At 52.4% G+C, this 12,079-nt stretch carries 8 protein-coding genes and 1 pseudogene; 8 read left to right on the top strand and 1 reads right to left on the bottom strand.

The annotated features are described in order from the left end of the window. The first annotated feature begins 35 nt into the window (after window positions 1-35). On the top strand, window positions 36-329 hold the full coding sequence (locus ACOQPU_RS17545; RefSeq protein ID WP_420641124.1) for an isoamylase early set domain-containing protein: 294 nt from the start codon (window positions 36-38) through the stop codon (window positions 327-329). Between the two features lie 176 nt (window positions 330-505). Continuing rightward, window positions 506-2,119 carry a DUF3179 domain-containing protein gene (locus tag ACOQPU_RS17540; RefSeq protein ID WP_420641123.1) on the top strand — a complete coding sequence of 538 codons (1,614 nt, stop codon included), beginning with the start codon at window positions 506-508 and terminating at the stop codon, window positions 2,117-2,119. 65 nt (window positions 2,120-2,184) lie between these two features. Here ACOQPU_RS17540 and ACOQPU_RS17535 read toward each other — a convergent pair whose 3' ends face one another. Further along, window positions 2,185-3,030, bottom strand: a complete 846-nt coding sequence (locus ACOQPU_RS17535; RefSeq protein WP_420641122.1) for a DUF6159 family protein — start codon at window positions 3,028-3,030, stop codon at window positions 2,185-2,187. Between the two features lie 378 nt (window positions 3,031-3,408). Between ACOQPU_RS17535 and ACOQPU_RS17530 the strand changes: the two genes are divergently transcribed. From ACOQPU_RS17530 to ACOQPU_RS17505, 6 genes and pseudogenes are all read left to right on the top strand, one after another. Beyond that, complete coding sequence (locus ACOQPU_RS17530; RefSeq protein WP_420641121.1) at window positions 3,409-4,362, top strand: ROK family protein; 954 nt, start codon at window positions 3,409-3,411, stop codon at window positions 4,360-4,362. Window positions 4,363-4,470: 108 nt separating this feature from the next. Then, entirely contained in the window at window positions 4,471-5,676 is a 1,206-nt protein-coding gene (locus ACOQPU_RS17525; RefSeq protein WP_420641120.1) for an ROK family transcriptional regulator, read from the top strand. Between the two features lie 14 nt (window positions 5,677-5,690). Beyond that, a complete protein-coding gene (locus ACOQPU_RS17520; protein WP_420641119.1) occupies window positions 5,691-6,677 on the top strand; it encodes an ROK family protein in 987 nt (328 codons plus the stop codon). Between the two features lie 258 nt (window positions 6,678-6,935). Next, window positions 6,936-9,656 carry an ABC transporter substrate-binding protein gene (locus ACOQPU_RS17515; RefSeq protein ID WP_420641118.1) on the top strand — a complete coding sequence of 907 codons (2,721 nt, stop codon included), beginning with the start codon at window positions 6,936-6,938 and terminating at the stop codon, window positions 9,654-9,656. A gap of 748 nt (window positions 9,657-10,404) precedes the next feature. Beyond that, window positions 10,405-11,142: pseudogene (locus ACOQPU_RS17510) on the top strand (carbohydrate ABC transporter permease); the annotation flags it as partial. A 31-nt stretch (window positions 11,143-11,173) separates the two neighbouring features. Then, a complete protein-coding gene (locus tag ACOQPU_RS17505; protein ID WP_420641117.1) occupies window positions 11,174-12,058 on the top strand; it encodes a carbohydrate ABC transporter permease in 885 nt (294 codons plus the stop codon). The last annotated feature ends 21 nt before the right edge of the window (window positions 12,059-12,079 follow it).

The raw sequence follows: 12,079 nt of genomic DNA, 5'->3' as shown, positions 1-12,079 counted from the left end.
CGATGGAACAATGTATTTTTGGAGGTATCTAACCCATGTTGAAGAAAAAGTTTTTTAAGACGAAAGATGAATGTGAAGTCACGTTCGAGGTGACTGTAGAAAATGCAGACCAGGTCGCTTTGGTTTCTGAGCACAATGGCTGGGAACCCATTCAGATGAAGCAAGTGAAAAAGGGGCCGTTCCGCACCAAAATTCGCCTGCCCAAAGAAGGTCAGTTCCAGTTCCGCTACCTGGTGGATGGCACCGACTGGCACAACGACGAAGCTGCGGATGCTTACTGGACCAACGAACACGGCGGCGAAAACAGCGTCGTCTTCACCGCGAACTAAGCATCCTTTCGCCAATTTCAACTTTTAATTAAAGGACGATCTGCTTGGCAAATCGTCCTTTTTTGTTGGCTGCTTACAGGAACATTACCAAAAGATTACACGTTGCGAAACGGCCGTCTCTACACCCTTATCTATTGCTATACTCCACTCAAAACATTACAAAAAAGGAGCAGAGCATGTCTGTTTTGCGAACAATCCCCTTAATCATTTTGCTGCTTTTGCTGTCAGCCTGCGGCCCTGCTAACAGCGGCACAGCCACCCCCGATCCCGATAGCGCAACCGATGAATCGGAGGCCCCGTCAGGCGAGTCGGAAGCATCAGAATCAGAAGTGGTGGCAACGGCCGTTCCCGCTGAAAGTGAAAGCAGTGAGGCCATTGAACCCAACACCGCCAATAGTGGCCCTATTGGCGACGAAGAAGCCCGCTCCCTCATGTTCAATCTTTCTGAGGGGGGCACGGGGGATGCGCAAGATGCGCTGGATCGCATTGTGGCTGCTGAGGATCAGCGATTTGTCTCCGTCCTCATCGAGCTGATGCGCGGGCGGCAAATTGGTCTGGTGCAGTATCCACCGTTCGACGACATTGTCAGCAGCCTGGAAGCGTTGAGTGGGCAAAGCTGGGGGGATAATTGGGGCGATTGGATTGCCTGGTACGGCGGCACCGACCTGACCCCGCCGCCTGGCTTTGCCAGTTGGAAAGGGCGTTTGCTGGCAGGCATCGACACCTACTTTGGCCTCTTTTTGCAAGATAGTCAGCCCTCCAAAATTCGGGTGGAAGAGGTGCAGTGGGGAGGCGTGGTGCTAGACGGCATCCCTGCGCTAGACAATCCCAACATGCTATCTGCTGCTGAGGCAGAGTATTTGGAACCGTGGGAGCCAGTTTTTGGCATTGCCATTAACGGGGATGCCCGCGCGTACCCGCTACGCATTTTGGATTGGCATGAGATGGCTAACGATGTGGTTGGGGGCGTGCCTGTTTCGCTGGCTTACTGCACCTTGTGCGGCGCAGCAGTGGCTTACGACGGCCGTTCTGTAGACCTGGAAGGGAATGACGTTACCTACACCTTTGGCTCCTCCGGCTTCCTCTTCCGCAGCAACAAGCTGATGTACGACCGCAGCACCCTGACACTGTGGAACCAGCTAACCGGTGAGCCGGTGCTGGGCGAACTGGCCGCAGGCGACATCCGGCTCAATTTGCTGCCGGTGGTGCTCACTACCTGGGCCGATTGGCAGGAACAGCATCCAGAAACCGTGGTGGTAGACATTGAAACCGGCTTTAGCCGTGTATATGTTCCTGGGGCTGCCTACGGCGATTATTTTGCCAATGACGAGCGGCTGTTCCGGGATGGCCTGATGTTCCCCGTGTGGCAGCAGAGCGACCAGCTCTTCAACAAGGATCATGTGTACGCGCTGCGGCTGGATGACATGCCTAAAGCCTACCCGGTGGTGGATTTGTTGGCGGAGCGAATAGTAAATGATGTGGTGGGGGAAACGGCCGTTACCCTCGTTGCCGCTGGTGAAATAGTGGAGGTGGAGGGCATTAGCCAACGTGTCGGCCCGGTTACGTACACGTCTGGAGCTGAAATCCGCGCCTTTGCCCGTGGCGAGCACAGCTTCTTCCCTGGGGCAAATGACTTTGAAGTGGTGGATGAAGACGGCCGACCCTGGCAGGTGACGGAAGAAGCCCTCGTTGGCCCCGACGGCGAAACCCTGGAGCGGGTTAACGGCCATCTGGCCTACTGGTTTGGCTGGTATGCTTTTTTCCCGGAAACGGAGCTTTATCAGCCGTAAAACAAAACCTCCGGGAGGTTTCCGTCAACAGTATCTTCTAGGGCAGAACCTCCCGGAGGTTAGTATTATTTCAGCTTGAAGGCATCTTTCACCATGTCGGCTTCAAAGTAGCCGCCCGTGTCGCCAGTGGTGGCAAAGCGGTAAACCGCTGCTGTGTAAATACCACTTAACGTGCTGCTCACCAGTGAGATGGCCACCAGCAGCAAGACCACAACAGCAACGGCCGTTACAATCAAGGCCACGCTACCAGAAGCCACCGCCACAATGATGAGTGGCACCCCTGCCAAAACAACCAGGAAGGAGATAATCCCGAAAACCAGCCCCACGCTGAGGTTCCCTGCTATTTGCTCACCCCAGGTCTCCTTTAGCAAAGATGCACTGCGCTTAACGGCGTCAATTGGGCCAACCTTCTCTACAACCAGCACCGGCACCACCAAAAAGGTAGCAATGTTCCAAACAAAGCCGATGAGCGAAACAACCAGACGCCCAATGGTGCCAGAGCGTTCGGAAATCATGCGCAAGATGGTGCCGACAGTGGCGGCAATCACGGCATAACCAAAAATGGTGCCGATTTTGCCAAAAGCGATGCGAAAGCCATCGCTGACGGTAGGATCGCCCCCCTCCAGCCGAATCATCGCCGCACCAACCAACGCCGTGTTAGAGAAGATAGTGACGAAATACATCACCGCATAAAACAAAAAGGCCACGATGTAGCTAAAAATGCTGAGTTTGCCGTTGGCAACGGCCGTATCCAGCACCCCTGCCAAAACGGTGGGCACGGCAAAGGTGATCATCACCAAAACTGAAGCGAAAAAGGCCACCACCGGGAAAATCATCAGCTCCTTGTCTGCCAATAGCACCCGCCAACTTGCTTTGACCAGCGCCCAACTATTAGAAAGTCTTTGAAACATATTTGCCCTCCTCGAGGCTTTACTTGCTCATTAAGATAGCTTAGTCAGCTAAGTACCTGTCCGAATATTGGCCACAGAGTTCACAGAGAACTTATAGAGCAATCAGTTAGAAATTGAACAACTTTTTGGCTGTGAAGCGTATTGCCTCTGGAAATATTGTCCAGCCTCATAAGGTTGTAAAATCTTTAACTGAATTATCTATTAGAGGCAAAGGTTCATTTCTCAGATTTCTCTTTTTCCTCTGTGGCTTTTTCGGATAGATTCTAAAATAGTATACGCGATAAATGGTCGGTTGTTGTAGAAATTGGCAATGACGGTTATTCTCTGTTTGTGCCATGGGCCGCAGGTTTCCTGGCAGTTGGCGGTAGAGAAAACAGTATGCAAGCAGCTCATCTTTTTGTTGGTTTAGATGTGGGGGCCACCAAAACGGCCGTTCTGGTAACGGATGCTGAAGGTTTCGCTCTAGCCGATCTGACACAACCAACCCAGGCTAGCTCTCCTCAAGTGCTGCTCAACAGCCTCAGCGACGCTATCCACGCCGCTCTAGCGAAAGCCAACGCCACCCCGCCCCACATCCGCCGCATTGGTCTGGGCGTGCCGGGGCAGGTAGACCCAGCCACGGGCATTGTACATCTGGCCGTAAACCTCAATTTGCAGATGTACCCGCTGGGGCAAGCATTGGGCGTCCGGTTCAAATCCCCCATCACCCTGGAAAATGACGTACGTACAGCCGCTATTGGAGCCTTTAAGCAGCTCTATGCAGCCGAGCCTGTGCAAAATATGGTCTACCTGAGTGTTGGGACGGGGATTGCAGCGGGGGTGATTTTGAACGGCCGTCTCTATCGCGGTCACAATGGCTTAGCGGGTGAAATTGGTCACATTGTGGTTGCGCCAGGTGGGGCGTTGTGTAACTGTGGCCTGCGTGGCTGCCTGGAAACCATTGTCTCTGGGCCAGCTATTTTGCGTCAATTTGCTCAGATTGAGCCAGCTGCTAGCAAAAAAGCGTACACTGCTGGCGACATTTACCAATTAGCGGCAGCGGGAAATGGAGCAGCACAGACAGTCGTGCAGAACGTCAGTCATTATCTGGCGCAGGCCATCCACCGATTACTCATGTTGTATGATGTGGAAAAAGTGGTGTTGGGCGGCGGCGTAAGCCACAATGGCGCTGCTTTTTTCCAACCCATTTTGCAAGAGCTAACGTTGCTGCGACGTCAGTCCCGCTTGGCAGACAGTGTGTTACGCGAAGAAAAGCTGTACCTGCTCCCTGCAAATTTCAACCCCGGCACCTGGGGTGCCGTTCAGTTGGCCCGCAACGGCCGTATCCCCTAAGTTATTCTCCCTTTTTATAGACCAATTTCTAACTGGGTATTGACGAACACAGAGTTGTTTGTTTATACTAGTAAGTATGTTTAATGAACTTACTAAGTCAGGTATCTAATGGCTAAATCCCAACCCTCTCCCAAAAAAGCGACCCGTCAGCACACCAAGCAGCACAACGCCCGTTTGGTGCTGAAGACAATTTACGATGCTGGCGATGTCAGCCGTGCCGATTTGGCACGCATAACTGGGCTTACCCGCGCCACAGTTTCTAGCATTGTGTCAGGTTTATTAGACAACGGTTTGGTAGCTGAAACTGGCTATGGCCCATCGCTGGGCGGCAAGCCCCCCATTTTGCTCAACATGGCTGAAGATGCCCGTCAGCTTATTTGCCTGGATTTGGGCAACGAGCAGTTTGCTGGTGCAGTTGTGAACTTACGTGGCCACTTTGAACATCAAGTGAGCGTGCCAGTAAATGGCCGTACCGCTGAATCTGCCCTCAATTTAGTTTATGAACTGGTAGACCAACTAATGGCCAACGTCACGGCCCCGGTGCTGGGATTGGCATTAGGCAGCCCTGGCCTGGTGAATGCAACAGCTGGCTTGGTCAAACAGTCGGTTAACCTCGACTGGCATGATTTACCCTTGCAACACTTGCTGCAAGAACGCTTTAACTGCCCTGTCTACATTGCCAACGATAGCCATTTGGCGGCACTGGCCGAATACTCTTTTGGTAACCACAACACCAGCAACCTGGTTTTAATAAAAATGGGTCAGGGCATTGGCTCTGGGATTGTGCTAAACGGCCGTATCTTCTACGGTGAAGGGTTTGGCGCAGGTGAAATTGGGCATGTAAGCGTAGTAGACAATGGCGACCTCTGCTCTTGCGGCAATCATGGCTGCCTGGAAACGGTAGCCAGCGTGCGTGCCATGCTGCGCCAGGCGCAAGCCATAGCCAATAAGCAGCCCGACGCTCTGCTGGCACAGCTACGGCCGTCTAACGACCTCATGACCTGGGAAACATTGCAGCAAGCGTGCCAGCAAGGGGATGCCACCGCCCAACAAATTGTGTCCCAGGCGGGCACCCTGTTAGGCACAGCAGTCGCCAATCTGGTAGGCATTCTAAACGTGAAGCGAATTGTAATTGCAGGCAACGTCGCCGGTTTGGGCGACCTGTTTATGGAGGCAGTACGCACCAGCATGAACCAGCGTGTTTTGCCCAAATTGACGGTGGACACATCTGTACAGTACGCCACCATTGAAGAAAATCTTGTTTTGCTCGGTGCCTCAGCACTCATTTTAAGTCAGGGCTTGGGCGTTATCTAATTAAGGATTTCCAAATGCAGGCAGCGCAGCTTTTTGTTGGATTAGATATAGGCGGCACCAAAACGGCCGTCCTGCTGGTGGATAGCAATAATACTTTGCTAGGGAAAGCAACCTTACCCACACGCGCCGCCACTCCTGATGAGCTTTTAGCCGCCATAGCCCGTGCCATCCACACGGCCTTAACCGAAGCCAATGCGACACCGCAGCAAATTGAGAGCATTGGCATGGGCGTACCGGGGCAAGTGGACCCGGCAACAGGCATCGTGCAGATGGCCGTTAACCTTAATTTACAAACTTATCCGTTGGGGGCTGCTGTTTCGGCTCATTTCAAAGTGCCTACATTCTTAGAAAATGATGTACGCACAGCCGCGATTGGTGCTTTTAATCATTTGTGCCAAACAGAACCGGTACAAACGATTGCTTACCTTAGCATTGGCACAGGGATTGCTGCTGGCTTGGTGCTAAACGGCCGTCTTTACCGAGGGCACAACGGCATGGCAGGTGAAATCGGCCACATGCTTGTCGAGACAGATGGCGAACCATGCAAATGCGGCATGCACGGCTGTCTGGAAACCATCGTCTCCGGCCCGGCTATCGTGCGGCAATTCCTGGCGATTAATCCACAAACAAAATCGCAGGTCCGGCACGCGGGCGATGTGTATTGCCTGGCTGATGAGGGTCATCCTGTGGCACAAAACGTTGTTAAGCATGTCAGCCAATACCTAGCACGCGCCATTCAGTGGCTCATCATGAGTTACGACGTAGAGAAAGTTGTGCTTGGCGGCGGCGTTACCCGCAGTGGTCACCGTTTTCTAGCACCCATTTTGCGCGAGATGGCAACCCTGCGTCAACAGTCGTCATTGGCTGCCGAACTGCTTTTAGATGAAAACTTGCACCTTATCTCGCCAGATTTTAACCCTGGCTTGTGGGGGGCTGTTCAATTAGCAAAGCAAATTTTTTTAGAGGAAGTGGCAGTTGCCACAGCAATTAATGCAAGTTAAACAAATTTATTAATTGACAAATAGATAACGCCACAATCGAGCGGCAAACTCCAAAATTGTGACGTTACCCAAGCTAAAGGAGGTGATCCCTCAACCACAATCATAATACCCTAAAACAACGGCCTTTTCGACAAAGCTCCTTTCTGAAGTGGCTCTCTCAGCAACTGTTTCGGAAAACGGCCGTATCCCATTACACCAGAGAGAGCCACAACCATACGTTCTACCTTTACCAAAAGGTAGCTTGAAGGAGAGATTTTAATGCGCAAGTTAACTTTATTTTTCTTGTTTGCTCTGATAGCCCTATTTGTAATTGCTTGTGGCGAACGTCCGCAAGCCAACGATAACGAAGCTAACACAGAAGCTGATACAGACACGACAACAGAAACGACCGAAACAACCGATGAAATGGACGAAGAACTGTCCGACTCTGGCGATGAAGAGATGGCCGATGAAGCTGCTGGTTCCTTCCTGGAACGCGCCAAAGCTGGCGAATTTTCTGGCAATGAAGTAACCGTCTTTGGTAAATGGACTGAGGCAGAAGGCGAAAGCTTTGTTGCCGCTTTGGCCCCATTTGAAGAAGCCACCGGCATCGACGTAAAGTACGAAGGATCATCTGAATTTGAAACGCTCATCACCGTGCGCGTGGAAGGTGGCGACGCTCCAGACATCGCGGGCTTCCCCCAACCTGGCCTCATGGCTCAATTTGTACGCGAAGGTGCCATTCCGGATCATGCTGAATTTTTGAACACCGACGAACTCAGTGCCAACTACAGCGACGCCTGGATCAATTTGGCAACCGTCAATAATCAGCTTTCTGGCGTTTTCTACCGCGCCAGTACCAAGAGCATTGTTTGGTACCCGGTGCAAGCATTTGAAGATGCTGGCTACGAAGTTCCCCAAACCTGGGATGAAATGATTGCTCTGAGCGACCAAATTGTCGCTGACGGCGGAACTCCTTGGTGCGTTAGCATGGAGCACGGTGGCGTAACGGGTTGGGTTGCTACCGACTGGATCGAAGATGCGCTGCTGCGCACCGCACCACCAGAAACTTACGACCAATGGGTGAACCATGAGATTCCGTTCAACGATCCGGCCGTTGTCAACGCAGCCAATGTCGTTGGCGACATCTGGTTCAATGAAGATTACGTTTACGGCGGCACCACTGGCATCCTGACGATTTGGGTGGGCGACACGCAAACCCCGATGTTTGATGAAGCGGGGCCGCAATGTTGGATGCACCGCCAGGCTGGCTGGATTCCTGACTTCTGGCCAGAAGGTACGGAACCGGGCGTAGACAGCTCATTCTTCTATTTGCCACCAATTGACCCAGCTTACGGCAACCCGGTTTTGGGTGGTGGCGATGTTTTCTCCGCCTTCAACACGCGCCCAGAAACGGCCGCTCTCATGGAATACCTCTCTTTGCCCGAAGGAGCTGAAGTATGGGTGAAATCTGGTGGGTTTATCTCCCCTAACCGCAACGTGCCTGCCGACTGGTACGCCAATTACGTTGACCAGGCGCAGGCAGAAATTTTGCAGGGCGCAACCACCCTCCGCTTTGACGCCTCTGATCTGATGCCCGCCGAAGTCGGTGCAGGCACCTTCTGGAGCGGCATGGTGGATTGGGTAGGTGGTGCAGATACAGAAGACGTATTTGCCCAAATTGAAGCCAGTTGGCCAGATGCAGAAACGGGTCTAGGCGGCACAGGTGATGCTGAAGCTGAAGAAGAGGAAGCTGCTGAAGATGCAGGCGGCTATGAATATCTGGAACGTGCCGAAGCCGGTGAGTTCGACGGCACAGAAGTAACAATCTTTGGCAAATGGACCGAGGGAGAAGAAGAAAGCTTCGTCAACACGCTAGCCGATTTTGAAGAACGTACTGGCATCGACATCAAATACGAAGGCTCTTCCGAGTTTGAAACGCTCATCACCGTGCGGGTAGAGGGCGGCGACGCCCCCGACATTGCGGGCTTCCCGCAGCCGGGTTTGCTGGCCGAGTTCGTGCGCGAAGGTTCCGTCGTTGATTTGGGTGCTACTATCAACACCGATCAGCTCGCTGCTGATTACAGCGATGCGTGGATCAATTTAGCCACCATTGACGATCAGCTTTCTGGTGTGTTCTTCCGCGCCAGCACAAAGAGCATTGTTTGGTATCCTGTTCAGGCGTTTGAAGATGCCGGATACGAGGTTCCCGAAACCTGGGATGAGATGATTGCCCTTAGTGACCAAATTGTGGCCGACGGCGGCACGCCCTGGTGCGTCAGCATGGAGCACGGTGGCGTAACGGGTTGGGTTGCTACCGACTGGATCGAAGACGTATTGCTTCGCACCGCCTCTCCAGAGGTATACGACCAATGGGTCAATCATGAAATCCCGTTTAATGCACCAGAAATTGTGAATGCGGCTAACATTGTCGGCGACATCTGGTTCAATGAAGATTACGTTTACGGTGGCACCACCGGCATCCTCACCATTTGGGTAGGCGATACGCAAACCCCAATGTTTGATGAAGCTGGGCCACAATGCTGGATGCACCGCCAGGCAGGCTGGATTCCTGACTTCTGGCCGGAAGGTACAGAAGCAGGCGTCGATAGCTCGTTCTTCTATCTGCCGCCAATTGATGAGGAATACGGCCGTCCCGTACTCGGTGGTGGTGATGTGTTTGCAGCTTTCAGCGACCGGCCCGAAGTGCTGGCCGTCATTGAATATCTGGCAACAGCTGATGCTGCCAAAGGCTGGGTTGAGGCGGGTGGCTTCATCTCCCCCAACCGCAGTGTACCAACTGACTGGTACGCTAGCTACGTCGATCAAGGTCAGGCAGAGATTTTGCAAGGTGCAACGACCCTCCGTTTTGATGCTTCTGATTTGATGCCCGCCGAAGTTGGCGCAGGCACCTTCTGGAGCGGCATGGTGGATTGGGTTGGCGGTGCCGACACGGAAACTGTTCTCCAGCAAATTGAAGATAGCTGGTCAGAAAATTAACCCATAATCATCATGTAATGTAGGGGCGGTTCGCGAACCGCCCCTACACGGGAAGAAGGATAATCTCATGGCTGGGCAATATGCCTCACCTCCTCAGCAAGAAGGAAATCAGTTCACAAATTTGGGGCGGGCTGCTTTATCCTTGGGCATTGCTGCGGCTGTTTACTTTGTGCTGCGCTGGAGCATTGGCTTCATGCGAGACAAAGAGGCGCCAGAACAGCTTTTGCTTACGATTTATACACGGCTGGGGCTGGATTCAGCTCTAGCATCTTTACAGGAAGTTGGTTTAGATCCACTTACCGGCAAGTTGATGATTACGGCCGTTGCCCTCATCGTCGGCATCGGTGGGGTGTGGATACTGTTTTGGGTAGCAAATGATTTGATTGGGCGGCTGCCATTCGGTTTGCGTGAACGGTTACGGCCGTTTGTCTTTGTTGGCCCGGCCATATTGTTGCTGGCCACTTATCTTATCTACCCCGTCTTCAACACACTCTACACAAGCTTCTCAGAAGATATTCTCAACATTCCAGAGGTCGTACCAGAACGATATTGGGCGTCGGACAGCATTGCCACCGATCTGGTAGCTGATGCTGATGACCTTATCTTTAATCGCTATCTTATTGATACCGATCAGTTTGAACTGGCCAGCGTAACCGCCAACGAACGAAACGTTTGGTTAGTCGTGCGCCCCAAAACTATTACCGACCCCGACAGTGAGCGTGAGCAGCGTATCTTTAGTTTAACGGCCGTTGGTTTACAAAATTACCAGTTCGCCCTCACCAGTCCAGACATGCGCGTTGCCTTCCGCAACAACCTGCTTTGGCTCATCATTGGCACAGGCGGCAGCGTAGCCATTGGTCTTATCATTGCCACCCTGGTAGACCGCGTGAAGCGTGAAGCATTGGCCAAATCATTCATCTTTTTACCGCTGGCAATTTCCTTTGTAGGCGCCAGCGTCATCTGGAAATTTGTTTACGCTTGGCAACCCGGAGACCGTGCCCAAATAGGCTTACTCAATGCCCTGGTTACTAGCTTTGGGCTAGAGCCAATACCTTGGCTAATTGAAACTAGCTTCAATACCTATGCCCTCATCGTCATTATGGTCTGGCTACAAACGGGCTTTGCTATGGTGGTACTCTCCGCTGCCCTGAAGGGCGTGCCGGGCGAAGTGCTGGAAGCAGCCCGCATGGATGGTGCTTCTGAGCTGCAAATTTTCTTCCGCGTTATCATCCCGATGATTCAAGGCGCAATTATCACCGTTGGCACCACTATCTTTATTGCCATCCTCAAGGTGTTTGACATTGTATTTGTCATGACCAGCGGCAAATTCGATACGGAAGTGATAGCCAATCGCATGTTTGTGGAGATGTTTAACTTTCGCAACTTTGGCCGCGCCAGCTCACTGGCGGTCATTCTGCTAATCGTCGTTGTGCCCATTATGGTGATAAACATCCGCAATTTGCGCCAACAAGGGATAAATCGGTAAGCAGTAAACCGATTACCGAAAAGAGGGAATTATGACAACTTACTCACAAGCTCGGCAAACCAATGCCGTACAGAAATTTTTACAGAAGGCACCAGTACGAACGGCCGTATTTATCATCTGCTTCTTGTGGACATTACCAACAGTCGGCATGTTCGTCAGTTCATTCCGCACCGCCAACGAAATTCGCACTACTGGCTGGTGGACAGCATTCATCCACCCCTTTGAGTTCAGCCAATGGACGCTCGAAAATTACAGCACTGTCCTCACCGCAGATGGCATGCTCAACGCCTTCATCAACAGCCTAATCATCACCATTCCCGCCACCGTCATCCCCATTACCCTCGCTGCATTTGCCGCCTATGCCTTCGCCTGGATGCGCTTTCCCGGCCGAGATTGGCTCTTTGCCGTAGTAGTTGGCCTGCTGGTCGTCCCGCTGCAAATGGCGCTCATTCCCGTCCTGCGCCTCTACACTGATTTAGAGCTAAATGGCACATTCTTGGGCACCTGGCTAGCGCATACGGGCTTTGGCTTGCCATTGGCTATCTACCTACTCTACAGCTACATCTCGCAGCTACCCACGGAGCTTTTTGAGTCCGCTTTCATTGACGGTGCATCCCACTACACCGCCTTTACGCGACTGGTGCTGCCGCTGTCCGTTCCGGCCATCGCCTCATTTGCCATCTTTCAATTTTTGTGGGTGTGGAACGATTTGCTGGTGGCCTTGGTCTTTTTAGGAACCAACCCGGATGTGGCAATTGTTACATCACGGCTGTCGGCAATGGTTGGCACTAAAGGTGAAGCGTGGCATTTGCTGACTGCCGGGGCATTTTTAACGATGATCATCCCGCTGATTGTCTTCTTTTCTTTGCAGCGTTACTTTGTTCGGGGGCTGCTTGCGGGGTCTGTGAAGGGATAAAAATTAGGAATCGGAAATGGT

The organism is Candidatus Leptofilum sp. (assembly GCF_965223285.1).
Taxonomy (GTDB): domain Bacteria; phylum Chloroflexota; class Anaerolineae; order Promineifilales; family Promineifilaceae; genus Leptofilum.
The sequence above is the reverse complement of the archived record's forward strand: the minus strand, read 5'-3'. Positions and strand labels throughout refer to the sequence as shown.